The following is a 22,525-nucleotide window of genomic DNA, read 5'->3' on the forward strand; positions in this document are numbered from 1 at the left end:
GCGATGAGACGATCCCGCAAAATGACTCTCCAAGAATTGATCAGCGAGAACAAACGGCAGTTATTGAACGATCGGGAAGCGCTCGAAAAAATCGAGAAAAAGCTGGAAGAGCGGATGCTCAAAAAAGCAGAATAACCCATGCATAGCGGTTCTCCGGGCGGATAGACTAGATGGCGAGGAGGCGAAGACAATGAGCAATCCGAAAGGAAGCCGAAAACATTTCGTGCCGAACCATATCGGCACACAGCCTCGCGCCGCAGGGGGAAATAAGGGCAAACAAATGCAGGACCAATCCGGCCAACACGCCCAAGTCATCCAAACGAAGGGCGAATAGCTGGAAACTCTTGTGAAGGAGGAAACAGGTATGCCGCGTCCGAAGCCGGATGACCGCAGCGACAATGTGGAAAAGTTGCAAGAAATGGTGCAAAACACCATTGAGAACATAGAAAAAGCCGAGGAAACGATGCAGTTTGCCTCGCCGGAGGAACAGGAGAAGATTCAGGAGAAAAACCGCCGCCGCGAAGAAGCGATCGCCGCGATGCGCGCGGAAATTAAGGACGAAGCAGCTGCACGGGAACACGGCTACCAGTAAACGAAGCAGCCCTCATGCGGGGGGCTGCTTCATTTTTTTGTCTGCCGCTTGAGCGAGCCGACGAGCGAATGGTAACATAGAAGAGGAGGCGCGGAAAAAAATGGAGGGAGAACGAACGTGAAAGTGGCAGAAAAACAAATTGAAGTGCGTTATGCGGAAACCGATCAAATGGGCGTCGTCTACCACGCGAACTATTTAGTTTGGATGGAAATCGGGCGTACGGAATTGATCAAACAGCTTGGCTTTCATTATGCCGAGATGGAGAAAAAAGGCATTATTTCGCCTGTTGTCGACTTGCACGTTTCGTACAAAAAGCCGCTTCATTATGGGGAAACCGCCACCGTTCGCACATGGATTGATGCTTATGACGGCATCCGCGTCACGTATGGCTATGAAATTCTTGCTCCGGACGGCGAAGTGGCCGTCACCGGCAAGTCGCAGCACGTCTGCGTCAAGCGCGAGACGTTTCGGCCGATTGTGATCCGCAAATATTTTCCTGACTGGCATGAAGCCTATGAACGGGCGAAGCGGTAAAGGGGAGCGGTGCGATGGCGTTTGGCATCCGCCGACATGAGCTCGCGGCGTGGAAAGAGAAAGTGAAGCGCGGTGAAATCGCCTTTTTGACTCACTATTGGTATGATGAACGGTTTCCCCATTGCACGACGGTGACGAAAGTCGGCTGCGCCGATGTCGAAAAACTCGCCGCTTGGGGGCGGCAGCACGGGCTGAAAGAAGAGTGGATCGACCGACGCGGTGAGTTTCCGCATTTCGACTTGCTCGGCGAGACGCAAACGCGCATTTTGCGTGAAGAAGGACGGCTGTTCGAACTGGAACGATTCACGAAACGGGGGAAGAAGAAATGATGATGGATTTGACCGCTGTGAAGGAAATGGCGAAACATACGTTGATCGATACGCTCGGCATCGAGATTGTCGAGCTTGGCGAAGGCCGCGTCGTCGCGACGATGCCGGTTGACCACCGCACGCACCAGCCGGCAGGGCTGTTGCATGGCGGCGCCTCGGTCGCGCTCGCTGAGACCGTTGCAAGCATCGGCGCATATGCGCTTGTTGATCTACATAAGGAAAATGTTGTAGGATTAGAGATTAATGCCAACCATGTTCGCTCCGTCCGCAGCGGGACAGTGACGGCGACAGGGACGGTGTTGCACCGCGGGCGGACGACGATGGTGTGGGATGTGCGCATTACCAATGAGCAAGGGGAGCTTGTTTGCATCTCCCGCTGTACGATCGCCATCATTCGAAAAAGCTAGCTCTGACGCTAGCTTTTTCCTTTGTCGCGAACCCGTGTGAAGGACGTTTTGACGGCGCCGGCGGCAGATTTCAATGAAGCAGAAACACCGGCTCGTCGCTTTTTTCGTCCCAATCAACCGTTAAATTGCCGCCGTCGAAATACCATTGGTCGCCCTCTTCCACAAAAAAGGTGATGCCGTCCACCGTCGTCTGCGCTGCCGGTTCATCCACCGACTCTTCTTTGCTCATGCCAAGCGAGAACCCTCTTTGCACCGTGCTGCATCCCCCATAGCGGACAAAAAAGCGGACCGCATCTCCCGGTTTCAGCCCGAGCTCCCGCTTGTACCAATTGAACGCTTTTTTGGTGATCACAATGTTCATGGTTTCCCCTCCTCACTTGTTTATTATAAGTGAATGGACGGCGCCGGTAAAACGATTGTGTGAACATTGACTGACAATTTGAGGGTGAAACAATTTGTGGAAAATAGATTACTCTAACCCTGACTGGCTCGAGTAAAATGCCGGCCGACGGCGAATAGTAAAAGCGAGGGGGTGAAGATGATGAACAAAAAGCGGCCGTTTGCGCCAAGCTACGAATCGGATGGGGTGATGGGCCAAAAGAAAGAACAACGCCCGCCCAGTTCCAATCGCCGGCAAATTGACAAACAAGCGCCTGATTTTTTCAACACGACGCCATCGAGCGAATAAAAAAGCCGAATCGAGCAGAATGGTTGAACATCGCACTGTTTTGTGAATAAAGTAGCCAGTAGGCTGCTTTTTTTATGGCACCTACTATACAAACGGGCCGGTCCGCGCTATCATTACTTGAGGGACATCTTTTTTGAAAGGAGTGGCGTTTTCGTATATGAGTAGTTCAAGCCCGAACGAACCGGAACCGGAATACAGCGGGGAACGCGGCCTGTTCCTTTTCTTGCCGGCTGCTCATCATACGAAAACGAGCTCCGGACGGAAAGGAAAAGGCGCCGCCTTCCTCGCGTGAAAAGGAGGAAGGATGCCAGATGATGAAAATGTATTTGTCCGATGCCAGCGGCAAAATGCGCGAGATCGATCATATTGAAAATGGTTGTTGGATCAACCTCGTTGCCCCGACGGAGGAGGAAATTCGCTACATCGCTCACCATTTGGACATTCCGATCGATTCGATCAAAGACGCGTTGGACGACGAGGAGCGGTCGCGCGTCGAAAAAGAAGACAACCATGTGCTCATTATCGTCGACATTCCAATTGTCGCCCATGATGAAGTGGACGGCCCGATTTACGAGACGATTCCGATCGGCATGATTATCACGAACACGTGTTTTATTACGGTGTGCTTGCAGGAAAATCCGATTTTCGAAGAATTCTCCAAAAATAAAATCAAAAACTTTTACACGTTTATGAAGACGCGCTTTGCGTTGCAAATGTTGTACATGATTTCCACGTATTATTTGCGCTACTTGAAGCAAATCAATCGGCGGACGAGCGAAATCGAAAAAGAGTTGCACCAATCGATGAAAAACAAGGAGCTGTTTTCGCTTCTCAGCATGGAAAAAAGTTTGGTGTATTTCATGACGTCGCTCAAAGCAAACAACATCGTCATGGAGCGGCTCATGCGCCTCAACTATTTGCGCATGTACGAAGATGACCAGGATTTGCTGCAGGACGTCATTATCGAAAACAAGCAGGCGATTGAAATGGCGGAAGTATACAGCAGCATTTTAAGCGGCATGATGGACGCATTCGCTTCGGTCATCTCAAACAACTTAAACATTGTGATGAAGTTTTTGACGGCCATTACGATCGTCATTTCGCTGCCGACGATGGTGGCGAGTTTCTACGGCATGAACGTACCGATTCCGTATCAACACTCTCCGTATGCCTTTTTGATCGCGATGGCGCTCGCCGGTTCACTGTCAGCGGCGACGGCGTACATCTTTTGGAAAAAGCGATACTTTTGACGGCCAGACCGCGTTTTGGATGGCCATACGAACGGCTGCCCATTGTCATTCGGGCAGCCGCTTTTGCTTTCGGACGGCCATACCGCCGGAGAGGATGAATTTCATCGCCTCTTCCGGAGAGATGTCGACGGCTTCCACTTGATCTTTTGGAACGAGCAGGGTGAACCCGGCGACTTGAAACGTCTGTGGGATATAGACGGCGACGTAGTCGGCGAGAGGATCGTGCCAAGCACCGACATCATCCATCGTCATGAAACCGAGGCATTTCCAGCCGCTTTCCGGCATGGTAACGAGCACAACTTGCGAAAACGATCGTTTTTCTCCGACGAAGGAAGCGATTGTATCTTTGGCCACGGAATAAACCGTTTTCATCAAGGGAATGCTTTCAAGCAACCGATCGATCAATCGAATCAGGCGGCCGCTTATGTATTGCGTCGACAGCCAACCGCAGACGGTAATGAGCGCAACAGTCGCCAATAGGCCTAGGCCGGGAATGTAGCGGCCATCCAAATACGGACGGACATATTGACCAAGCAACCCATCCAAAACGGTGAACACTTTGTAGCACAGGTAGACGGCGAGTAAAATCGGCACGATTGTCAGCATGCCGTTCAGAAAATGTTTCACGAAAAACCGCATTCCTTTCCCTCCCTGCTATTCATTCTCTATCACCATATCAATTTTTTTAGCTTTATACAAATCTCTATTTTATCGAACATTTCTTGTTATATTCGGTGTTAAAGTTCGTGTTTTCCTTGACGAACCGCCAAATGTTCCGTATACTTTCGAATGGAACTTGAGAAATGGGGGATGGATCATGAACAATCATTATGATGTCATCGTGGTCGGCGCCGGGCCGGCCGGCATTTTCACTTGCTACGAACTGACGCTCAAACTGCCTGGAGCGAACGTGCTCTTGATTGATAAAGGGCATGATATCTATAAGCGCAACTGTCCGATTTTACAGAAAAAAATTGAGAAATGCCCGCCGCCGGCCGGAAAAAAAGATTACGCCGGCTGTGTGCCGGCCTGTTCGATCACGAACGGCTTCGGTGGAGCGGGGGCGTATTCGGACGGCAAGTTCAACATCACGAGCGAATTCGGCGGCTGGATGACCGACTATTTGCCAGCTTCGACTGTACTTGAGCTCATCCGCTATGTCGATGAGATCAACTTGAAGCACGGAGCGACGACATCGATCACCGACCCGATGACGGACAAAGTGAAAGAGATCGAGCGGCGCGCCTATGCGGCCGGATTGAAGCTATTGCGCGCCTATGTCCGTCATTTAGGCACCGAACAAAACTTGGAAATTTTAAAAAGCATTTTTGAATATTTGCGCGAGCGGATCGCGATGCGCTTTACAACGGAAGTGGATGATATCGTGACCGAGCGGACGGAGAGCGGCCATCGAGTGAAAGGCGTTGTGCTGAAAAACGGAGAAACGTTGACAGCGGAAAAAGTCGTCATCGCTCCGGGGCGCGACGGCTCGGTTTGGCTGAGCAAAATCTTGCGCAAGCGCCGTTTGCGGATGATCAACAATCAGGTTGACATCGGAGTGCGTGTGGAAACATCGAACATCGTCATGCAAGAAATTAACGAACATCTGTATGAAGGAAAATTCATTTTCAACACGTCGGTTGGAACGCAAGTGCGCACGTTTTGCAGCAACCCGTCCGGACACGTCGTGGTGGAAAATCACTCCGGCATTATGCTCGCCAACGGCCACGCGTACAAGGATCCAAAACTCGGCAGCAACAACACGAACTTTGCCCTTCTTGTTTCACATAAGTTTTCCGATCCATTTGACAAGCCGAACGAATACGCCCATGAAATTTCTCGGCTGGCGAACGCTTTGTCCAACGGCGGCATCATCGTGCAAAAATACGGCGACATCCTCAAAGGAAGGCGCTCGACGGAAAAGCGCATAAAAGAAGGGTTCATCGAACCGACGTTAAAAGAAGCGGTGCCGGGCGATTTAGGCCTCGTTTTGCCGTACAACACGATGAAAAGCTTGATCGAAATGACGGAGGCGCTCAACCATGTCACTCCGGGGCTTGCCTCTGAGCATACGTTATTCTATGGAGTCGAAGCGAAATTTTACTCGGCGCGCCCGAAGCTGAACGACCGTTTTGAAACGGAAATTGCCGGGCTGTATGTCGGCGGCGACGGCGCGGGGATTACGCGCGGTTTGGCACAGGCGAGCGCCTGCGGCGTCTGGATCGCCCGCGATATTGTCGAAAAGTTGAGGCGCTGAATGAATAAAGAGGGAACAGGCTGTTCTATACGGCAGCCTGTTTTTTATGGTGAGGGCCTTCTAAAAGTAAACTTATAATAAAAATAAGTTGACAATTATCGTTTTTGTCCGCTACGATAAATGTAATGATGTGGAAAGGGGAGAGGGAAGATGGGAAATTGGCTTCACTTGGCTGAACAAGTGCTCAGAGGCCATGAGCTGACCGATGAGGAAGCGTTGGCGATATTAGACTGTCCGGATGAGGAGTTGCTTCTTCTTTTGCAGGGGGCGTACCGTATCCGTTCGGCTTATTACGGCAATAAGGTGAAATTGAACATGATCATTAACGCCAAGTCCGGCCTCTGTCCGGAAAACTGCGGCTACTGTTCGCAGTCCGCCGTATCGACGGCGTCGGTGAAAACGTATAAAATGGTCGATAAAGAAACGCTGCTCCGCGGAGCGGAAGAAGCATACCGTTTGCGCATAGGGACGTACTGCATCGTCGCCAGCGGCCGGGGGCCGAGCGATAAAGAGATCGACATCGTTGTGTCTGCGGTCAAGGAAATTAAAGAGCGGTTCGGGCTGAAAGTGTGCGCCTGCCTTGGGATCTTAAAGCCGGAGCAGGCTGCGCGGCTGAAAGAGGCGGGGGTGGATCGCTACAATCATAACATCAACACGTCAAAGCAGCACCATCCGAACATTACGACGTCCCATACATACGACGATCGGGTGCGGACGGTGGAAACGGTGAAGGAAGCCGGTCTTTCGCCTTGTTCCGGCGTCATCATCGGCATGAAAGAAACGAAACGGGATGTCATCGATATGGCGCGCAGTTTGCGGGCGCTTGACGCCGACTCCATTCCTATCAATTTTTTGCATGCGATCGACGGCACGCCGCTGGCGGGGACGAACGAACTGAACCCGCGCTACTGCCTGAAGGTGTTGGCGATGTTCCGTTACATGAATCCAACAAAAGAAATCCGCATCGCCGGCGGGCGGGAAGTGAATTTGCGCTCGCTTCAGCCGCTTGGCCTGTATGCCGCCAACTCGATCTTTGTCGGCGACTATTTGACGACCGCTGGACAAGAAAAGTCAGCCGATTATCAAATGCTTGAGGATCTTGGGTTTGAAATCGAATTTGCCCCGGCTTCGCAAGCCGGAGTCGTATCATGAACGATGCCGCCGGAAGATGGCGGCTTTTTGTATGTGCGCTCACCGAGGACAAGATCTCGCGAGGCGGGAGGCTCCGTGCGGTTTCAGATGGGGCCAAGCCTTGGCGAGAAGCGGGGGGCATGATCAGATGATAGACCTGACCTGTCTATGCTCTGACGAGAAAAGTGGATTGACTTCTATTGCGCCGTTCAACGCGCTTTTTTGGCATGAAAAGCCAACCCGACGCGTACGATGGGAATACAAGCGGCGAAAAAAGGCTTCACAAACAGCCAAAAGCTCATTATAATAGCAACAAAAGGAAAGGAAGAGGATGGGGGACATGGCAAAGTCATTCTACCGTTACTTGCTGCGCTTCCGCCATGGACACCAGGAAGATCCGGTCGTCCGATTTGCGAACGGAGCGTATGAAGACCACGGCTTTCCGAAAGGGTCTGCGGACTATGAAGAGCTGAGCGGCTATTTGGAGCTTAACGGTGACTATTTGGAAAGCATGGTTGTGTTTGATGAACTGTGGGAGCAATTTTTGCATGAAGCGTAACTAGGGAAAGCGTTCCCGTTTCATAAAATGGGAGCGCTTTCAAACGGCTTTTTCCGCGCGGCTGAAGGTGTCCACCCTTCTCTGCATGCATATACTATACTAACCATTTGTTTCAAAGGGTGGAGATGCCAATGAGCGCGCCGAAACGCCCGAAATTTTCCGTCGGCGACATCGTCGTCAATACATTGTATGGAACGGTCGGAACGATCACCGATATTCAGCAGATTGACGGTGCGTTTTTATACGAAATCAACCATGGTCGTAGTTTGTTTGCCGAGCAAGCGCTCATTTTACTGTCTGAGTTTGCGGGCGATTTATGGATCGCCGAAGAGATTGAAATTGAGCTGCCGTTTTTTCTCGGCGAAATTGTCCGCGTCCGCGATTATGGCGGCCATTTGTTCAAAGTTATTGGGGTGCGGACAGAAATTTACCGCTACTACGGGGAAGGATGGGAAGAGACGATTTACGAATTGAAACGGCTGACGGATGGCTGGGAGATTGAAGTCCATCTCGAAGACATCATTCCGCTTGCCGATGGAGAGGAGACGTCCGTCACGCTCGTGCAAGATATTGTCATCGCCGCGCCGGTGAAAGCGACGCTTTTATTGCCGCCGGCCGAGAGTGGAGAGAAAGGGCCGTCGGTCGACGAGCTCCTTGACATGTACAACGATTATAAAGCGTTATATGAATGGTTCGGTGATGAACAGTACCAACGGATGATGGAAACGGTTGTAAAACGTTTGCGGGCAATCATCGATCACCAGGATAGGAATTGATAAAGAATAAAAAGAAAATAAGGAATGCCGACGAAAATGACGATCGCGCCCAATCCATTTACAACTGTTTCCATTAATTTATCGATCGCAGTGGGTTTGTCCATTTTGTCCGCCTCCGTGTTTTTTGTTTTGTTGGTACATATGTATGGGGGAGACCGAAAAAATAGTACAACATGATTTTTGACATAAAACGGAAGGCGGCGACATACAACAATTACAAAGGGGGCGAGATGTGGTGAAGGAAATTGAAGTGATTATCGATACGGAAGAAATCGCTGAGTTTTTTTACCAAGAACTCATCCGCCGCGGCTTTGTTCCAACGCAAGAGGAGCTTGAGGAGCTCGCGGACATTACGTTTGACTATTTGCTTGAAAAATGCATTATCGATGAAGAGATTGACATCGACGGGGAGTAGTCCTCGTCGTTTTATGATGAAGTGGATTGGGCCGCCGCGATGGCGGCTGTTTTCATCATGGCCAAATGCCGCTCGTAGCGGCTCGTCATATTGCCGGAGGCCGGAAGCGGGAGTGTTTCAAGCGCTTGCATGATCGCCTCATCGATGAACCAATCCCGATCGTCATGGAACGGATGCGCAAGATCCGGCCAAGCCGCCTCAAGGCGGGGGCTGTAAAGGCGGCGTCCATCGGGCGTTTCAGTGAACGACTGCGGCCAGAAGTCGGCGCGTGAGCCGCTGTGAGGAACGCAACGAGCAAAGCGGCAGGCGCCGCGAAACAACCGGGCGTCAAACAGCAACAGACTGTACAGCGTTTTGCCGATATGGATGCGGTGGTGAACGTCGGCGAAATCGCGCACGGTCGTTCCGGCAAGCGCTACGTGGCGGCCTTTGGCATATGGGATGAGCACATCGTTGAACCCGAGCCATTGCTCGACAATAAACGGCCAACTTGACAGCACGCGGGTGCGGAAAAATGGATGTTCAATGACGCGAAGCTGGATGTACTGCTGCTCGTTGATGATCAGAGCAACCGTAAGAAGCGCGGCATTCCCCGTTTCCCAAAAATGTTCCCACATCGGCTTCATAAACGAAGACACCGCTAGCACCGGCAACAAATGAAACAGCGGCGTCCTCCTCCGTTTGCTTTCTTCGTACAGCAAAAGCTGCGGATAGGCGTCATGAAAAATGAGGGCATTGGCGCGTTCCAAAAACAAAAAAAAGGGGCGCAACGATTTGTTCCGGCAGCAAAAACGGAAGAAGGCCGCCGCGCAAATCAGTCATGTTCCAACCGCCGTTGCGCGAGACGAGATGAGCTAAAAATGCCCAATGAATTTCTCGATGGCGCTCAAAAAACGTCAAGTAGGCAGCGGTGCGCGTCACGTTGTTGCGGTTATGTTCCGCCGTTTTCCGGCGAATGGCGGCCACAATGCTCTTTTCTTCCGCGCTCAGTGGTTCGTCAGTTGGGACAGTTGCACGAGCGGCCATCCGGCAAAGCAGGCCGTCATCGGCGAGGCGGATCGGATGGCGGTACAAAAAGGAGCGGTAGGTATACTGAAGCGGATGGCGCAGCCAAGCGAGCAGGCGAGTCGGCATCAGGCTGTCTCTCCTTTGCATCATTTGTGGACTTTTGTCAGAAGACCGCGATCGTTTCGACAAAAGGAGTGCTCATTTGCTGAAGGAATCGACACGCCAAATCACCAAATAAGTACAATACACATGTTTCTCGGCTTCGAAGACGATTCGCGACTGAACTTAACATCAACCATAGTATGGGACACGAAGGGCCGATTTATTGGGAGAAGGGAGAGGAAAACAATGGTTCGTTTATGGAGAAAACGGATGTGGATGACAAAACGTGCATATGAGGCGGTCGTTTTTCAAACACCGCGCTTTGGGGAAACGAAAGGCTACCGGCAAGTGTGCCGCATGACGGTGATGGCGGCCGGACATGATGAAGTGTTGGCGGTGTTGTATCGGATGTTTAATGTCGCCGATCTGATGCCGAAAAACTGTCAAGCTCGGTTTATGCGGACTGGGGACGTTGTGCTGATCGATGAAGGGCGAAAAGGACAGACGTACTATCGCCTTTGTCCAGACGGATGGAAACAAGTAGAACGTCAGCTCATCTGTTGACGGAATATTCAAAAATATAGTCGCCAGCAAGAGCTAGAGATGATATAATGATGAATAAAGCCTCCTTGTTTCGGGAACGGATAAGAAAGGAAAGGGGGCGGACTTGATGAAACATGACGAACGGCGGCGCGACATGCCGACGGTGGCCCCGGGCATCGACGACGATGAGGAGCTGAATGAAAGAGCGACAAAAGAGGAAATTGAACGCGGGGAATATACAAAAGTCGTCACGCTTGCTTGGGACGAATCCGAGCCGTCGGAACCGCGATAGAAACCCTTGTATCGCACAAGGGTTTCTGCGGTTTGTCACGATTCGGGGTTGTCATGATGCCCCGGACCGTTTTTCCGGCCGCCGGCGGCGGAATATTCTTTGGCATGCGCCTCATCTTCGGCGATCAATGCTTCTTTTGGAATATGGTTGTTCTTTTTCTGCCCGTTAATGCGGTTGCGGTGTTTTTTGCCCATCGTTTTCCCTCCTTGAACCGTCGTCGTCGTTAGTTTATGCGGTCTGGCGGCGGTTCATCGACGGAAAATGTTTGCAGGCGGCATAATGCGGCGGGCGCAGGAGAAAAGAGGGAAGGGGGCGAAACGATGGCCGCACTGGCGCTGTCGCTGCTCTTGTGCGTCGTCTCGATTGCGGTATTGCTTTGGATCAAAGGGCAAGTGGAGCGGCTTTTGTTCCGCTGGAGAAGCGTGCCCCTTCTTCATGCGGTCAACGTCGTCATCATCGCTGCCATCGTTGCTGACATGTACTATCGGCTCAGCGGCATCGACGTGTACTTGCGCGATTTGGCCAATATCAACGGTTTTTGGTATGTCTTTGCCGGCGCGATGCAGCTCGTTTTTCCGCTGTATTTGTTTTCTTGTTGGCTCGTCGCCAGGCGGCGCGAGCGCGAGAAAAAATATACGCGCAGCAAAGACAAAAAGGTGCTGTATATCAATGAGCGGTATTTGGCGCGCCGCCATCGCGGCGATTACCGCCGATCCAAAACATCATAAAAGGGAGCGGCTCCCCCGCAAACGACTCACCCCCTACGCGAGTGCATAGGGGGAGCTTTCAGCGATTGGCATATGTGCCAAACGACAAGCCGCACAAGGACCATTTCCGCTTCCCTTCGTTTCGAAGGGGCCCGTTTGAACAACATGTGATTCGATCCGACGGCCATTGCCGGCCAACATTCATCTCCCACATTGACGGGTGCTCGTGCACCTTTACGTCGAAGTGGGAGATTTCTTTCAGACTGATGTTAGAATTTGGTCTTTTCCTTTTTCGATGTGGACGGCTGATTGTTTGATTTGGACGATGGATTCGTTTTGTTGGCGTATTCCACTGCTTGTTCGAGTTTCTTTTTCATCGGTCTTTTCCTCCTTTCTCCTCGGGCAGGCACACATAGTATGCCCGTTCGCCGCCTCGGCTACTCGAAGGAAGACTGCCATTTTCCGCAAACATATGATATGATAGACGAGGGCATGGCCCGACAACGATCGTTCAAACCAAAGGAGGAATCCCATTGAGCGTGCATATCGGAGCGAAGACAGGCGAGATCGCGGAGCGCATTTTGCTGCCGGGTGATCCGCTGCGCGCCAAATACATTGCCGAAACGTTTCTCGAAGGAGCGGTATGCTACAATGAAGTGCGCGGCATGCTCGGGTTTACCGGGACGTATAAAGGGGAGCGCATTTCCGTGCAAGGGACCGGCATGGGTGTGCCGTCCATTTCGATTTATGTGAACGAACTGATCCAAAGCTACGGTGTAAAGACGCTCATCCGCGTCGGAACGTGCGGAGCGATTCAGCCGGATGTGCGCGTCCGCGACGTCATTTTGGCGATGAGCGCGTCGACCGATTCCAACATGAACCGGCTCATTTTTCGCGGCCGCGATTATGCGCCCACCGCTGATTTCCATCTGCTGCGGACGGCGTATGAAGTAGGTGTGGAAAAAGGGCTGGCTCTAAAAGTCGGCAATGTGTTCACCGCCGACATGTTTTACAATGATGAACCGAACTGGGAAACGTGGGCGCGCTACGGCGTACTAGCTGTCGAGATGGAAACGGCGGCGCTCTATACGCTGGCGGCGAAATTTGGCTGCCGGGCGCTGTCAGTGCTGACGGTCAGCGACCATATTCTCACCGGAGAAGAAACGACGGCTGAGGAGCGGCAAATGACGTTTAACGAGATGATCGAACTGGCGCTGGAAACCGCGGTTCGGCACAGCGCGTCGTGACCGGGCTCTCGAGCCAGGGAAAAAGGAAAAGGGGAAGGAACATGAAACAGCGATGGCAAGCGGTGATGTTGGTGTGCCTGCTGCTCGCTGGCTGCCAAACAGGGGAGAGCGGCAGCAACGGTGCGTCCGGCCCGTCCGGCCAGCCGCCGGAAAGCGCGGTGCATCCAAGCGACCATCAACAGGGGAAAACGAGCGAGAGCCCCGTCGATCCCGATTTGCAGCTTGAGGCGAAATATTGGAACATCGTCGAGGTGCAAAACGGACAAAAAGTGATTAAAAACCCTGAAAACATTTTGGTGCTCGTCAATAAAGAACAGTCGCTCCCGCCTGGCTATAAGCCGGCGGACTTGGTCGTGCCGCGCGTGCCGTTTTCGTTTGCTGACCCGAACGCGGAAAAACGGCATATGCGGGCCGAAGCGGCCGCGGCGCTTGAGAAGATGTTTGCCGCTGCACGCCGCGATGGCATTGAGCTGGTGGCCGTGTCCGCTTATCGTTCATACGAGCGGCAGCAGGTGATTTTTGCTGAAGAGGTGCGGCAAAAAGGGAAGGAAAAAGCGGTTCAAGCGGTCGCTCACCCAGGGCAGAGCGAGCATCAGACAGGGCTGGCGGTCGATATCAGCAGCCGCTCGGTCGGCTGTCAGCTGACCGAATCGTTCGGGGCGACAAAAGAAGGGCAATGGGTAGCCGCCCATGCGCACGAGTACGGATTCATCATCCGCTACCCGAAAGGAAAAGAAGCGGTGACCGGCTACAAGTATGAGCCGTGGCATCTCCGCTATGTCGGGCGGAAGGCGGCCGCGGTGATGAAAAAGCGTGGCTTGACGCTTGAAGAATATTTCAAGGTAGTGAAAAAAGTGTGAAAACGGCGCCTCATCGAGGGTGCCGTTTTCCTTGCTTGATTATGGTTCGCAGCAAAAGACGCAATAGCCAAGACGGTCGCCGAATTGAGCTGTCAACTGTTGGTGCATCTGCCACATGCTCGCCATCTCTGGTGTCGGCGGAAGGGCGATGACGATGGGTGCCCCAAGGTTTGGCGCTTCGGCCGCAGCCGCGTAGGAAAACTGGCGGCAGCGGAAGCCGCTTTGTTCGAGCACTTCTTTCCACTCCGCTGATGTCATTAGCTGACGGAACCCGTAAAAGGCGGCGATTTGCTTTTGTTCGGCGGCGGTCAGCCGCTCATGACACGCTTCAATGCCGACGAATAAGCTGTCTTTTTTGAGCACGCGGCGGATTTCGGCGAGCGCGTTTGGCAATGAAACGAAAGCAAGCACCGATTCAGAAAGCGCGAGGTCAAACGTCCCGGCGGGAAACGGAAGCGCTTCGACCGAGGCGCGATGCAAACGGACCGAGACCATCTTGGCGGCAAAACGCTGTTTCGCCTTGGCGATCATCGTTGGGTGGATGTCGATGGCGGTGACGTTGGCCCCGTACTGTTCGGCGATATAAGCCGCTGTCTGTCCAGTGCCGCAGCCGACGTCAAGCACGGATGTCGAACGGTCAATCTTAAGTTTACGTAAGATTTGTTTTGTTAACTCAAAACCGCCTGGATGAGCGCCATCGATCCCCATGTCCGCCAACCAGTCTAAATATGCAGACATTTGTTCCTCTCCTTTTTTTGTTTCGACTTGGTTTATCATACGCAAATGCGCTCGATTTTGCCTTTAGACAAAAAAATTTGCTTGTCCCTATTCTTATGAAAAAAGGAAATTTTCTTGCTGTAGACCCAACCGGCTTCAAGCTGGTACACTGATACGTGCAAAAATGAGATGGCTAGGTTGGTGAAGAAAGTGGATAGAAAACAAGGAGCCGAGGCGGGCGCACTGCTGAGCATTTTCGTCTATCTTCTCCTTTCGACCGGCAAGCTGTTGGCTGGGGCGATGTTTGGCTCGGATGCGGTGGAAGCGGACGGTTGGAATAATTTGAGTGATATTATCGCTTCCTCGGCAGTCTATATCGGCATGAAAATCGCTAAAAAACCGCGTGATTGCAACCACCCGTACGGACATTCGCGGGCGGAGAACATCTCTTCGCTGTTGGCCGCTTTTTTGATGATGTCCATTGGCATTGACGTGATCACAAGCGGTGTCCGCTCGCTGTTCGGCAAGGAAAAGGCAGCGGCTCCTGACGTTTTAGCGGCTGTGGTTGCGCTCGCCTCGGCGGCCGTTATGATTGGCGTTTATGCAATCAATCGCTGGCTGGCGCGGCGGACGAACAGCATGGCGCTGTCGGCCGTGGCGAAAGACAATTTATCGGATGCGCTGGTGAGCATTGGCGCCGCCATTGGCATCGCCGGCGCGCGGCTTGGATGGCCATGGCTTGATCCGCTGGCTGCGCTTGTTATCGGGGCGATGATTGGCAAGACGGCGTGGGAGGTGTTTAGGGAGACGGCGCATACGCTCACCGACGGTTTTGATGAACAGCAGCTCGCCGTTTATAAAGATGAAATCGCGGCGGTGAGCGGCGTGCGCGATGTTGCTGACATTAAAGCGCGCATGTTAGGCAACGACATTGTGCTGGAAGTGACGATCCGCGTTGACTCGCATTTGACAGTGGCCAAAAGTCATGAAATCGCTGATGAAGTCGAGCTTTTGATGCGAAACCGGCATAACATTCGGGCGACGCACGTCCATGTGGAACCGGAAGCGGTGCGCTGACTGGCTTCGGGCGCATTGGTGGGCGGACGCGGCGAGGCGCCTAGTAGCGAATGATTTGTCAGGCTATAATAAACCATTGCCGCTGGCTTGTTTTGGGCGGCGGGAGAGGAGTAGTTTTGCGGCAAACAGCAAACAATACAATTAAAATCGTTTGCATGGAAAGGGCGTCAGTCTATGGCTATCGAGCAGAACTTTCGTTTGACGGTTGACGGAGCGTACAAACGCCATGCGCCAGCGGGGGGACAGTCGTGCTGGCTTCATTTCACCGCCGCTGCCAAGCCGGATTTGGAGCGCCTTCTTTCTTCGCTGTCCATTCACCCTCTCGCCCAACAGCGGCTGATGAATGGCACAGACATTCCCACGTTTGATGAGTACGAAGGATGTTTCTTTTTATCGTTGTTTATCGTCCGTCCATCCGTCCGGACAGTGAACGTTCGTTTGCTTGCCGGCAGCCAATATATGATCAGCTATATGGATGAAGACGATCCGCTTGTTGATCATGTGAAAGAACGTTTGTTGAATCATCGCGATCAGGCGCTGTATCCCGGGTATGTGCTGTATCACTTTTTAGACTTGGCCGCCATCCGTTTTTTGCAAGTCATCGATCAGATCGCTGACCGCATTCAGACGCTTGAACGGCAAGTGTTTGCGACCCCGTTTGCCAACGAAATCGGACGTGAGATTTATCGGATGAAAACACATCTTCATGAGCTGCGCCAAATTGCCGAGGCGCAGGAGGAAACGATCAAAATGATTCGCCATGCGGATTTGCCGTATATCAACCAAGAGACGAATCCGTATATCGAGGAAGTGGCGTCGCGATTCTCTCGCGTGCCTGCCGCGCTCGACACGTTTAAGGAATCATTGTCCGCCATTTTCGATTTGCAGCTGTCGCTCAAATCGGATCATATGAACGTGATTATGAAGACATTGACATTGGTGAGCGTCATATTTTTGCCGATGACGTTTATCGCCGGTGTATATGGCATGAACTTTGCGTTTATGCCAGAGCTGAAATGGAGATACGGCTATCCGTTTGCCTTGTTGCTCATGGCAACCGTTGCTATGCTCATCGCCCTCTATTTTAAGCGAAAAGGCTGGTGGGGAGAGACGGGGACGAAAGAAAAATAGGCGTTTTTCTAGATGGTTGGTGAAAAACGATTGTTTCTCTTGAACGATGGGGGGAGCGTGTGAAAGGCGATACTGATGCGACAGGTCTTTTCTATTTGAGAAACGAGGCTGATAAGCGGCATACTTCTTTAAATCACCGGGCTTCTAGAAGGTCGGTGATTAAATGGAGAAAACGCTCCACCAAAGAGCTTTTGCCAATGGATCAACGGCTCTTCCTTGCGTTCGAGGACCAATCTTTTTGAAGAAAACGCGGTTGTTCATCAATCTTCTAGAAATTTAGGCATTCGCCCGGCCGTTTGGGCGGGTGGGCGCATATGATGGCCCCGTGAACCGATGAAGGAGGTGCCCGCCGTGAGCGGTTTTGTCAACAGCGGTTATACGGTCGTCATCGTCCTGTTCATTTTACTGATTATTGTTGGCTGTGTCTGTGTCGCTTGATGAGCGAAAAAATAAGAAAGGGCGGCCAAACGGGCCGCGAAGGAGGGCGGGCGCTCATATTCAGTTGCGCCCCTTCTCCATTGGCAACGGCGTCGGGCAATGCGGGCGAGTGTTTTGATGGATAAAGTGAAGCGGCGGCGGTATAATGAAACAGAAACGACCATGGAAAAGGAGAAGACGACGTGGGACATTGGAGCGAAGAAAAGCAGGGCATCTTGTATACGGCCGCTTCGTACTTGCTGTGGGGAGTATTGCCGCTGTACTGGAAACTTCTAGAGGCGCGCCCGGCGCTTGAGATTTTGGCGCACCGCATCGTGTGGTCGTTCGTGTTTATGGCCGTCCTTTTGGCAGCGACTGGGCAGCTTGGCGCCTTCCGCCGGGAGCTTCGGGCGATGCGCCACCGGCCGGCCATGGCATGGGGGATCGCCGCTGCTGCCGTACTCATCAGCGCCAACTGGTTTGTCTACATATGGGCGGTGAATCATCATCATGTCGTTGAAACGAGCCTTGGCTATTATATCAACCCGCTTGTCAGCGTGACGCTTGGGACGATCGTATTGCGCGAGCGGTTGAGCGTTGGGCAGTGGGCCGCTGTTTTTCTTGCCGCCGCCGGCGTGGCAGCGATGACGGCGGAATACGGATCGTTTCCGTGGGTCGCCATATCGCTCGCGTTGACATTCGGGCTTTACGGCCTAGTGAAAAAACTGGCCACCGTTGACTCGTCCATTGGCTTGACGCTTGAAACAATGGCCGTCATGCCGCTTTCAGCCGTTTACTTATTATGGGTGTACAACGAAACGCCAGCCCTCGTCAAGACGGCCGAATGGTGGCAATGGGCGCTGTTGGCTGGAGCCGGGCCAGCGACGGCCGTGCCGCTTTTGTATTTCGCCAAAGGGGCGAAGCGTGTGTCAATGACAACCCTTGGTTTTTTGCAATACATTTCGCCGACGATCAGCCTTCTCCTTGGCGTCTTTTTGTTCGGCGAGCCGTTTAGGAAAGCGCATTTTTATGCGTTTAGCTGCATCTGGACGGCGCTTATTTTGTTTTCCGCTGTTCAAATCAAGCAAGCGCCGGGGCGAAAAAAATGGAAGCGAAACTCGCTCGGAGCATAACATCGGTCCGCGGATGGACCGTTTTTTTTTACGTTGCGGCAAATACCCATTTTTGCCGAAACATCTAACCATTTCCTCGGCTTCTGAATAGTCTACTAGTACAAAAATGAAGGAGGTGCTGGCAAATGGGTGCAGCTTACGGCGGCGGATTCGCGTTGATCGTCGTTCTGTTCATCTTGTTGATTATTGTCGGATGTGCATGTATCGGTGGTTGGGTGTACTGATGCCTCTTACTTGCTAACAAGGAGGTGACGAATATGCCATATGGCTTTTATGGCGGCTGGGGCTGGGGCGGCTATGGCTTCGGTTATCCGGGTTACGGCGGCTACGGCTACGGCTTTGTGCTGATCGTCGTCTTGTTTATTTTGCTCATTATCGTCGGGGCAACATGGTGCTAGGCGGATGATGGGCATGCGGGGGGAGGCGGCCGGGCAACGGCTGTTTCCCCCACTATTTTTTTGAAAAAGGGAGGAAGATGGGAGGGAAGAGGAGAACTATAAAAAAATAAAAAATGGAAGCAGCGTGGAGGGCAAGAAAATGAAACGCATTCCGAAAGATGTTGTCGCGACGTTTTCGATCGTCGCGTTTGATCCGGCGACCGAGGAGCTTGGAATCGCTGTTCAATCGAAATTTTTAGGCGTTGGTGCGGTTGTTCCGTGGGCGAAAGCGGGAGTCGGAGCGGTGGCGACGCAATCGTACGCCAACACGGCGTACGGACCGTGCGGCCTCGAATGGATGGCAAAAGGGAAATCGGCGCAAGAAACGCTTGAGCGGCTTGTTGCCGATGACAGCGAGCGCGATTTGCGCCAAGTCGGCATCGTGGATGCGAAAGGACGGGCAGCGACGTTCACCGGAAAAAAATGTTATCCGTGGGCCGGAGGCATCACCGGGCCGAACTATGCGGCTCAAGGCAATATTTTAGCCGGCGAAGAAACGGTGCTGGCAATGGGAAGGGCGTTTGAGCAGATAAAAGGCTCGCTCGCCGAGCGATTGCTAAAGGCGCTTCAAGCTGGTCAGGCAGCGGGGGGCGACCGCCGCGGGCAACAGTCGGCCGCTTTGCTTGTTGTGAAAGAAGGAGGGGGATATGGCGGCTACAACGACCGTTATATCGACTTGCGCGTCGATGACCACCCGCGGCCGATCGATGAGCTCATTCGCTTGTATCAGTTGCGCCAGCTTTACTTTGAGAAACCGCGTCCCGAAAAAGTGGCTGCGATTGAAGGAAGGGTCAAGGAAGAGGTGGCCGCTCACTTGGTCCGCCTCGGTTACTTGTCGAAAGAGTGCGCGGCGGATGGCGAGGCGCTTCATGAGGCGCTGACTGTGTATATACATACAGAAAACTTTGAGGAGCGTGAATTGGAAAGGGGAAAGATTGACCTTGACGTGCTCGCGTATATGAAACAGCAGCTGTCGCCGCAGAAGGGAAAATGAAAAGCTCGCTTCTCTTTGAGGAATGGATCGCGTTATAGCAAACAAAGGATGCCGCCGCATATGCGGGCATCCTTTTGTTGAGCCGTCCTCTATGAGGCGAGCGGCGTGCGCCCGCTGTCATGCCTGCGCCAAACGGCCCGCAGGCGAAAGCTGAGAAACAGTGCGCCTGCAGCCAATCCGGCGATCAAGCCGATCCAATAGCCGAACGCCCCGGCGGCAGTCAGTAGAGCGAGCGCGCAGCCAAGCGGAAGGCCGACGCCCCAATAGGCGAGGAGAGCGGACCAAAAGACGGCGTTAACCTCTTTATAGCCCCGTAGCGCTCCTTGGATGGGAGCGGCGATGGCATCGGAAACTTGAAAAAAAATCGCATAGAGCAAAAACTTCCCCGTCAACGCCGCCACTGTCGGATCGTTTGTATACAGCCGCGCGACATGGCTGCGGAAGGCGAAAAGAAACAGCGCTGCTGCGGCGGCGACGGCCAAGGCGAGGGTGATGCCGATCAAGCAATATTGTTTGGCCGCTTCATAACGGTTGGCCCCGGCTTCAACGCCCACGGCGATCGTCAGCGCCATCGATAAGCTGAGCGGAATCATATACAACAGTGAAGCGAAGTTGAGGGCGCTTTGATGGGCAGCGACCGTTTCCGCACCAAACCGACCGACAAGCAGCGTCACCGCAGCGAAAATGCTCGTTTCGAAAAAGATGGCCGACCCGATCGGCACCCCGGTTTTCAGCAACTCTTTCCACGCGGTCCATGACGGACGGTAAAAACGGACGAGCACGTGATAGGGAGCCAAACGGCGAAATTTCACAGCGGCAAAGGCAGCGGCCGCGAAGCAGTACGCATACGTGATCGCCGTCGCATAACCAGTGCCGATGCCGCCAAGGCGTGGAAATCCGCCATGCCCGTAAATCAGCAGCCAGTTGAACAGCATATTGACCGGCAAGGCGGTGAGTGTAATCCACATCGTCACTTTCGTTTGCCCAAGCGCATCGATGAAATAGCGGAGCACAGAATAAAGAAACAGCGGGACGATCCCAAACGACAAGGCGCGCAAGTAATGAAAGGCGATATGCCGAACGTTTTCGTCCAAAGACATCTGCTTTAAGATAAACGGCACGGCAGCGGCGCCGATCATGACAATGGCGACAGCAAGCGCGGCAGCCAAGTAGAGCGCCTGGGTGACGGCGTGAGCGATCGAGTCATGCCGCTCGGCGCCGAAATGGTGTGAGACGATCGGGGACAGGGCGAGCAAAATGCCGCCGATGCCGGTAAACACCGGCACCCATAAGCTGGAGCCGATCGCGACGCCGGCAAGATCTTCAGGGCTCGCATGACCGGACATGGCGACATCGACAAAGTTCATGGCATATTGACCCGTTTGCGAAACAAAAATGGGAAGAAACAAGGCGAACAGGCGCCGCCATTTGCCGTTGGGCGGAGCGGGCGTTGCCATAAGGGGTCCTCCTTTTCTGTGATAAAGTGACACATTGTTCTAAATCATCAATCTCCCCGCTTCCGAAGCCGAGATGGCTTCTCCTCCTTCGGAAGAGATTTATGATGAAAGAAACGGCGGTTGGTTGCAAAACGGAAATTCGATCAAAAAACATGTGCCGCGCGCGTCGCTTTGCACTTTCATCGTCCCCTGGTGCAACTCGACGATTTTTTTCGATAATGACAGGCCGAGTCCGGTTCCCGTTTCTTTCGTTGAAAAAAATGGATCGAAAACATGGTCGATGACTGACGGTGGAATGCCGGGGCCATCGTCGCAGAAGCGAAGCTGAACGAGATGGTTGATTTTTCGGCTGCGGATCGACACCGTCATCGTTTTCGCCACTTTTGCTTCCACGGCGTTGCGAAATAAGTTTAAAAACACTTGCAAAAGCTGGTTGCGGTCTCCGTTCATTTCGTAATCGTCAAGCTGGTCATCAAGGTCAAAATGGACGTCAACGTTATGCAACAGTGCTTCGCTTTGCAACAGAACGCCGACATCATCGCGCAAAAAGCGGTGCAAGTTGAACGTCTCCATTTTGACGTCGGCCGGCTTGGCGATGTTCAAAAAATCTGTGATAATGTCGTTCGCCCGGTCGAGCTCAGGGATTAAAAGCCGCTCAACGAGCGAGGCGATGCGATCTGGCAAGTCGCTTTTCAATAGCTGCAAATACCCGCGCACCGTCGTCAGCGGATTGCGGATTTCATGGGCGATGCCGGCGGCGATGCGGCCGGCGACGGCGAGCTTTTCTGTTTCTTTCATCATATTGAGCGATTGAAACATACTGATGACTCGTTTGATCGATCCGTCATCGTTGTAAATAAAACGGGTGTTGACGATGCCGTAAAATCGGTCAAGCACTTCGTAATTGTAAAGCGGCTCGCCTTTTTCAAGCGATTGGAGCGTCGCGATCAGCTCATCGGGGAGCTTGACTAGTTCGCGAATATGTTTGCCGATGATGGCGTCGCGATCCACGCCGGTGTCCACAGCCGCTTGCAAATTACAAAGGGTGATAATCCCTTGGGCGTCGACAAAGACGATATGATGTGGAACAAGATCGAGCAACGGCGTCAAAAAGGCTTCTACTTTTTCAAACGGTACATCGTGATATAAATCGATGTCCCATTGCCATTCGGCATCCCTTTCAGGGGAGGGCGGAACGGAGCAAAGGCGCGGTAGAGTTTCGCCGCGCTTTTTTTCAATGGAAATTCCCACTTCGTAATCAGTAAACACGAATGGAAATGGAAGTTTTTCAACCAACCGCTCATAGGCGCGCAGTTTTCGTTCGAGCTCTTCGATTTGCGGTTGTACAAGTCGATCGTTCATCTTTCCCAACCCCTTAGCTACACATCGCGTTTTGATGTATTCCGAACGTCTTTCTTTCATATTAGCAAATTCACTCGCATTTGCCTATCATCGATCTTCCCAG

33 protein-coding genes are annotated in these 22,525 nt (G+C 52.7%); 25 read left to right on the forward strand and 8 right to left on the reverse strand.

Translation table 11 applies throughout. The features are described 5' to 3' along the window. Positions 1-3: 3 nt before the first annotated feature. From ETC05_RS03375 to ETC05_RS03400, 6 genes are all read left to right on the forward strand, one after another. On the forward strand, positions 4-135 hold the full coding sequence (locus ETC05_RS03375; protein ID WP_011231055.1) for an FbpB family small basic protein: 132 nt from the start codon (positions 4-6) through the stop codon (positions 133-135). Between the two features lie 55 nt (positions 136-190). After that, positions 191-334, forward strand: coding sequence for an acid-soluble spore protein N (locus tag ETC05_RS03380; protein WP_011231056.1), 144 nt, complete (start codon positions 191-193; stop codon positions 332-334). Positions 335-364: 30 nt separating this feature from the next. Then, on the forward strand, positions 365-592 hold the full coding sequence (gene tlp, locus ETC05_RS03385) for a small acid-soluble spore protein Tlp (RefSeq protein WP_031409799.1): 228 nt from the start codon (positions 365-367) through the stop codon (positions 590-592). A 117-nt stretch (positions 593-709) separates the two neighbouring features. Continuing rightward, on the forward strand, positions 710-1,126 hold the full coding sequence (locus ETC05_RS03390) for an acyl-CoA thioesterase (protein ID WP_031409797.1): 417 nt from the start codon (positions 710-712) through the stop codon (positions 1,124-1,126). A 14-nt stretch (positions 1,127-1,140) separates the two neighbouring features. Further along, entirely contained in the window at positions 1,141-1,455 is a 315-nt protein-coding gene (locus ETC05_RS03395; RefSeq protein ID WP_031409795.1) for a hypothetical protein, read from the forward strand. Further along, a complete protein-coding gene (locus ETC05_RS03400) occupies positions 1,455-1,862 on the forward strand; it encodes a hotdog fold thioesterase (protein ID WP_031409793.1) in 408 nt (135 codons plus the stop codon). Before ETC05_RS03395 ends, ETC05_RS03400 begins: the two co-directional genes overlap by 1 nt. A gap of 70 nt (positions 1,863-1,932) precedes the next feature. Here ETC05_RS03400 and ETC05_RS03405 read toward each other — a convergent pair whose 3' ends face one another. After that, positions 1,933-2,223 carry a HesB/YadR/YfhF family protein gene (locus tag ETC05_RS03405; RefSeq protein WP_031409791.1) on the reverse strand — a complete coding sequence of 97 codons (291 nt, stop codon included), beginning with the start codon at positions 2,221-2,223 and terminating at the stop codon, positions 1,933-1,935. 180 nt (positions 2,224-2,403) lie between these two features. Here ETC05_RS03405 and ETC05_RS03410 point away from each other — a divergent pair, with 180 nt between their 5' ends. Both ETC05_RS03410 and ETC05_RS03415 read left to right on the forward strand, forming a co-directional pair. Beyond that, positions 2,404-2,550, forward strand: coding sequence for a hypothetical protein (locus ETC05_RS03410; protein ID WP_167333007.1), 147 nt, complete (start codon positions 2,404-2,406; stop codon positions 2,548-2,550). 311 nt (positions 2,551-2,861) lie between these two features. Then, complete coding sequence (locus ETC05_RS03415) at positions 2,862-3,800, forward strand: magnesium transporter CorA family protein (RefSeq protein WP_031409789.1); 939 nt, start codon at positions 2,862-2,864, stop codon at positions 3,798-3,800. A gap of 45 nt (positions 3,801-3,845) precedes the next feature. On the opposite strand, the gene ETC05_RS03420 is transcribed toward ETC05_RS03415, so the two are convergent. Beyond that, positions 3,846-4,439, reverse strand: a complete 594-nt coding sequence (locus ETC05_RS03420; protein WP_031409787.1) for a DUF502 domain-containing protein — start codon at positions 4,437-4,439, stop codon at positions 3,846-3,848. 178 nt (positions 4,440-4,617) lie between these two features. On the opposite strand from ETC05_RS03420, the gene ETC05_RS03425 reads away from it, so the two are divergent. The 5 genes from ETC05_RS03425 to ETC05_RS03445 all read left to right on the forward strand — a co-directional run bounded on the left by ETC05_RS03425 (position 4,618) and on the right by ETC05_RS03445 (position 8,938). Next, the gene (locus ETC05_RS03425; protein WP_031409784.1) at positions 4,618-6,057 is read left to right on the forward strand and encodes an NAD(P)/FAD-dependent oxidoreductase; all 1,440 of its coding nucleotides are present in this window, start codon (positions 4,618-4,620) and stop codon (positions 6,055-6,057) included. A gap of 150 nt (positions 6,058-6,207) precedes the next feature. After that, positions 6,208-7,209: a biotin synthase BioB gene (gene bioB / locus ETC05_RS03430; protein WP_171660373.1), complete on the forward strand. Its 1,002-nt coding sequence runs from the start codon at positions 6,208-6,210 to the stop codon at positions 7,207-7,209. Positions 7,210-7,528: 319 nt separating this feature from the next. Then, positions 7,529-7,747, forward strand: coding sequence for a YozE family protein (locus ETC05_RS03435; protein ID WP_031409780.1), 219 nt, complete (start codon positions 7,529-7,531; stop codon positions 7,745-7,747). A gap of 131 nt (positions 7,748-7,878) precedes the next feature. Continuing rightward, a complete protein-coding gene (locus tag ETC05_RS03440) occupies positions 7,879-8,523 on the forward strand; it encodes a hypothetical protein (RefSeq protein ID WP_031409778.1) in 645 nt (214 codons plus the stop codon). A gap of 235 nt (positions 8,524-8,758) precedes the next feature. Further along, positions 8,759-8,938, forward strand: a complete 180-nt coding sequence (locus tag ETC05_RS03445; protein ID WP_011231069.1) for a YozD family protein — start codon at positions 8,759-8,761, stop codon at positions 8,936-8,938. 11 nt (positions 8,939-8,949) lie between these two features. Here ETC05_RS03445 and ETC05_RS03450 read toward each other — a convergent pair whose 3' ends face one another. Both ETC05_RS03450 and ETC05_RS17770 read right to left on the reverse strand, forming a co-directional pair. After that, positions 8,950-9,708: a DUF2515 family protein gene (locus ETC05_RS03450; RefSeq protein WP_253263925.1), complete on the reverse strand. Its 759-nt coding sequence runs from the start codon at positions 9,706-9,708 to the stop codon at positions 8,950-8,952. Further along, positions 9,656-10,072 carry a DUF2515 family protein gene (locus tag ETC05_RS17770; protein WP_253263926.1) on the reverse strand — a complete coding sequence of 139 codons (417 nt, stop codon included), beginning with the start codon at positions 10,070-10,072 and terminating at the stop codon, positions 9,656-9,658. Before ETC05_RS17770 ends, ETC05_RS03450 begins: the two co-directional genes overlap by 53 nt. A gap of 222 nt (positions 10,073-10,294) precedes the next feature. Here ETC05_RS17770 and ETC05_RS03455 point away from each other — a divergent pair, with 222 nt between their 5' ends. Then, on the forward strand, positions 10,295-10,612 hold the full coding sequence (locus ETC05_RS03455; protein WP_031409774.1) for a hypothetical protein: 318 nt from the start codon (positions 10,295-10,297) through the stop codon (positions 10,610-10,612). Positions 10,613-10,718: 106 nt separating this feature from the next. Then, positions 10,719-10,883, forward strand: a complete 165-nt coding sequence (locus ETC05_RS03460) for a hypothetical protein (RefSeq protein WP_167333006.1) — start codon at positions 10,719-10,721, stop codon at positions 10,881-10,883. Between the two features lie 35 nt (positions 10,884-10,918). Here the strand turns inward: ETC05_RS03460 and ETC05_RS03465 are convergent, their stop codons facing one another. After that, positions 10,919-11,077, reverse strand: a complete 159-nt coding sequence (locus tag ETC05_RS03465; RefSeq protein ID WP_008879283.1) for a hypothetical protein — start codon at positions 11,075-11,077, stop codon at positions 10,919-10,921. A gap of 126 nt (positions 11,078-11,203) precedes the next feature. Between ETC05_RS03465 and ETC05_RS03470 the strand changes: the two genes are divergently transcribed. The 3 genes from ETC05_RS03470 to ETC05_RS03480 all read left to right on the forward strand — a co-directional run bounded on the left by ETC05_RS03470 (position 11,204) and on the right by ETC05_RS03480 (position 13,697). Further along, positions 11,204-11,611, forward strand: coding sequence for a hypothetical protein (locus ETC05_RS03470; protein ID WP_031409772.1), 408 nt, complete (start codon positions 11,204-11,206; stop codon positions 11,609-11,611). Between the two features lie 512 nt (positions 11,612-12,123). Further along, on the forward strand, positions 12,124-12,837 hold the full coding sequence (deoD, locus tag ETC05_RS03475; RefSeq protein ID WP_031409770.1) for a purine-nucleoside phosphorylase: 714 nt from the start codon (positions 12,124-12,126) through the stop codon (positions 12,835-12,837). Between the two features lie 41 nt (positions 12,838-12,878). Further along, on the forward strand, positions 12,879-13,697 hold the full coding sequence (locus ETC05_RS03480) for a M15 family metallopeptidase (protein WP_031409768.1): 819 nt from the start codon (positions 12,879-12,881) through the stop codon (positions 13,695-13,697). 39 nt (positions 13,698-13,736) lie between these two features. On the opposite strand, the gene ETC05_RS03485 is transcribed toward ETC05_RS03480, so the two are convergent. After that, the gene (locus tag ETC05_RS03485) at positions 13,737-14,435 is read right to left on the reverse strand and encodes a class I SAM-dependent methyltransferase (RefSeq protein ID WP_031409766.1); all 699 of its coding nucleotides are present in this window, start codon (positions 14,433-14,435) and stop codon (positions 13,737-13,739) included. Between the two features lie 168 nt (positions 14,436-14,603). Between ETC05_RS03485 and ETC05_RS03490 the strand changes: the two genes are divergently transcribed. The 7 genes from ETC05_RS03490 to ETC05_RS03520 all read left to right on the forward strand — a co-directional run bounded on the left by ETC05_RS03490 (position 14,604) and on the right by ETC05_RS03520 (position 19,603). After that, on the forward strand, positions 14,604-15,491 hold the full coding sequence (locus ETC05_RS03490) for a cation diffusion facilitator family transporter (RefSeq protein WP_171660374.1): 888 nt from the start codon (positions 14,604-14,606) through the stop codon (positions 15,489-15,491). Positions 15,492-15,665: 174 nt separating this feature from the next. Next, positions 15,666-16,622: a magnesium/cobalt transporter CorA gene (gene corA, locus ETC05_RS03495; RefSeq protein WP_171660375.1), complete on the forward strand. Its 957-nt coding sequence runs from the start codon at positions 15,666-15,668 to the stop codon at positions 16,620-16,622. Between the two features lie 333 nt (positions 16,623-16,955). Further along, positions 16,956-17,060, forward strand: coding sequence for a YjcZ family sporulation protein (locus tag ETC05_RS03500; RefSeq protein ID WP_071880194.1), 105 nt, complete (start codon positions 16,956-16,958; stop codon positions 17,058-17,060). A 182-nt stretch (positions 17,061-17,242) separates the two neighbouring features. After that, positions 17,243-18,172 carry an EamA family transporter RarD gene (rarD, locus tag ETC05_RS03505; protein WP_171660376.1) on the forward strand — a complete coding sequence of 310 codons (930 nt, stop codon included), beginning with the start codon at positions 17,243-17,245 and terminating at the stop codon, positions 18,170-18,172. A gap of 125 nt (positions 18,173-18,297) precedes the next feature. Beyond that, on the forward strand, positions 18,298-18,396 hold the full coding sequence (locus ETC05_RS03510; protein ID WP_011231081.1) for a YjcZ family sporulation protein: 99 nt from the start codon (positions 18,298-18,300) through the stop codon (positions 18,394-18,396). 33 nt (positions 18,397-18,429) lie between these two features. Then, on the forward strand, positions 18,430-18,570 hold the full coding sequence (locus ETC05_RS03515) for a YjcZ family sporulation protein (RefSeq protein ID WP_011231082.1): 141 nt from the start codon (positions 18,430-18,432) through the stop codon (positions 18,568-18,570). A gap of 139 nt (positions 18,571-18,709) precedes the next feature. Further along, entirely contained in the window at positions 18,710-19,603 is an 894-nt protein-coding gene (locus ETC05_RS03520; RefSeq protein ID WP_171660377.1) for a DUF1028 domain-containing protein, read from the forward strand. Between the two features lie 89 nt (positions 19,604-19,692). Here the strand turns inward: ETC05_RS03520 and ETC05_RS03525 are convergent, their stop codons facing one another. Together ETC05_RS03525 and ETC05_RS03530 are read right to left on the reverse strand one after the other, a co-directional pair. Next, the gene (locus tag ETC05_RS03525) at positions 19,693-21,060 is read right to left on the reverse strand and encodes an MATE family efflux transporter (RefSeq protein WP_031409758.1); all 1,368 of its coding nucleotides are present in this window, start codon (positions 21,058-21,060) and stop codon (positions 19,693-19,695) included. 99 nt (positions 21,061-21,159) lie between these two features. Then, on the reverse strand, positions 21,160-22,422 hold the full coding sequence (locus ETC05_RS03530) for a two-component system sensor histidine kinase NtrB (protein ID WP_031409757.1): 1,263 nt from the start codon (positions 22,420-22,422) through the stop codon (positions 21,160-21,162). Between the last annotated feature and the right edge of the window lie 103 nt (positions 22,423-22,525).

The sequence above is a fragment of the Geobacillus sp. BMUD genome, assembly GCF_013096845.1.
GTDB classification, from domain to species: domain Bacteria; phylum Bacillota; class Bacilli; order Bacillales; family Anoxybacillaceae; genus Geobacillus; species Geobacillus vulcani.

Excerpts from the sequence above, each read along its gene's own strand:
- ETC05_RS03375 (WP_011231055.1), top strand. The coding sequence starts at position 4 with ATGAGACGATCCCGCAAAATGACTCTCCAAGAATTGATCAGCGAGAAC.
- ETC05_RS03380 (WP_011231056.1), top strand. The coding sequence starts at position 191 with ATGAGCAATCCGAAAGGAAGCCGAAAACATTTCGTGCCGAACCATATC.
- tlp (WP_031409799.1), top strand. The coding sequence starts at position 365 with ATGCCGCGTCCGAAGCCGGATGACCGCAGCGACAATGTGGAAAAGTTG.
- ETC05_RS03395 (WP_031409795.1), top strand. The coding sequence starts at position 1,141 with ATGGCGTTTGGCATCCGCCGACATGAGCTCGCGGCGTGGAAAGAGAAA.
- ETC05_RS03400 (WP_031409793.1), top strand. The coding sequence starts at position 1,455 with ATGATGGATTTGACCGCTGTGAAGGAAATGGCGAAACATACGTTGATC.
- ETC05_RS03405 (WP_031409791.1), bottom strand. The coding sequence starts at position 2,223 with ATGAACATTGTGATCACCAAAAAAGCGTTCAATTGGTACAAGCGGGAG.
- ETC05_RS03410 (WP_167333007.1), top strand. The coding sequence starts at position 2,404 with ATGAACAAAAAGCGGCCGTTTGCGCCAAGCTACGAATCGGATGGGGTG.
- ETC05_RS03415 (WP_031409789.1), top strand. The coding sequence starts at position 2,862 with ATGATGAAAATGTATTTGTCCGATGCCAGCGGCAAAATGCGCGAGATC.
- ETC05_RS03420 (WP_031409787.1), bottom strand. The coding sequence starts at position 4,439 with ATGCGGTTTTTCGTGAAACATTTTCTGAACGGCATGCTGACAATCGTG.
- ETC05_RS03425 (WP_031409784.1), top strand. The coding sequence starts at position 4,618 with ATGAACAATCATTATGATGTCATCGTGGTCGGCGCCGGGCCGGCCGGC.
- bioB (WP_171660373.1), top strand. The coding sequence starts at position 6,208 with ATGGGAAATTGGCTTCACTTGGCTGAACAAGTGCTCAGAGGCCATGAG.
- ETC05_RS03435 (WP_031409780.1), top strand. The coding sequence starts at position 7,529 with ATGGCAAAGTCATTCTACCGTTACTTGCTGCGCTTCCGCCATGGACAC.
- ETC05_RS03440 (WP_031409778.1), top strand. The coding sequence starts at position 7,879 with ATGAGCGCGCCGAAACGCCCGAAATTTTCCGTCGGCGACATCGTCGTC.
- ETC05_RS17770 (WP_253263926.1), bottom strand. The coding sequence starts at position 10,072 with ATGCCGACTCGCCTGCTCGCTTGGCTGCGCCATCCGCTTCAGTATACC.
- ETC05_RS03455 (WP_031409774.1), top strand. The coding sequence starts at position 10,295 with ATGGTTCGTTTATGGAGAAAACGGATGTGGATGACAAAACGTGCATAT.
- ETC05_RS03460 (WP_167333006.1), top strand. The coding sequence starts at position 10,719 with ATGAAACATGACGAACGGCGGCGCGACATGCCGACGGTGGCCCCGGGC.
- ETC05_RS03465 (WP_008879283.1), bottom strand. The coding sequence starts at position 11,077 with ATGGGCAAAAAACACCGCAACCGCATTAACGGGCAGAAAAAGAACAAC.
- ETC05_RS03470 (WP_031409772.1), top strand. The coding sequence starts at position 11,204 with ATGGCCGCACTGGCGCTGTCGCTGCTCTTGTGCGTCGTCTCGATTGCG.
- ETC05_RS03480 (WP_031409768.1), top strand. The coding sequence starts at position 12,879 with ATGAAACAGCGATGGCAAGCGGTGATGTTGGTGTGCCTGCTGCTCGCT.
- ETC05_RS03485 (WP_031409766.1), bottom strand. The coding sequence starts at position 14,435 with ATGTCTGCATATTTAGACTGGTTGGCGGACATGGGGATCGATGGCGCT.
- ETC05_RS03490 (WP_171660374.1), top strand. The coding sequence starts at position 14,604 with ATGGCTAGGTTGGTGAAGAAAGTGGATAGAAAACAAGGAGCCGAGGCG.
- corA (WP_171660375.1), top strand. The coding sequence starts at position 15,666 with ATGGCTATCGAGCAGAACTTTCGTTTGACGGTTGACGGAGCGTACAAA.
- ETC05_RS03500 (WP_071880194.1), top strand. The coding sequence starts at position 16,956 with ATGAAGGAGGTGCCCGCCGTGAGCGGTTTTGTCAACAGCGGTTATACG.
- ETC05_RS03510 (WP_011231081.1), top strand. The coding sequence starts at position 18,298 with ATGGGTGCAGCTTACGGCGGCGGATTCGCGTTGATCGTCGTTCTGTTC.
- ETC05_RS03515 (WP_011231082.1), top strand. The coding sequence starts at position 18,430 with ATGCCATATGGCTTTTATGGCGGCTGGGGCTGGGGCGGCTATGGCTTC.
- ETC05_RS03520 (WP_171660377.1), top strand. The coding sequence starts at position 18,710 with ATGAAACGCATTCCGAAAGATGTTGTCGCGACGTTTTCGATCGTCGCG.
- ETC05_RS03525 (WP_031409758.1), bottom strand. The coding sequence starts at position 21,060 with ATGGCAACGCCCGCTCCGCCCAACGGCAAATGGCGGCGCCTGTTCGCC.
- ETC05_RS03530 (WP_031409757.1), bottom strand. The coding sequence starts at position 22,422 with ATGAACGATCGACTTGTACAACCGCAAATCGAAGAGCTCGAACGAAAA.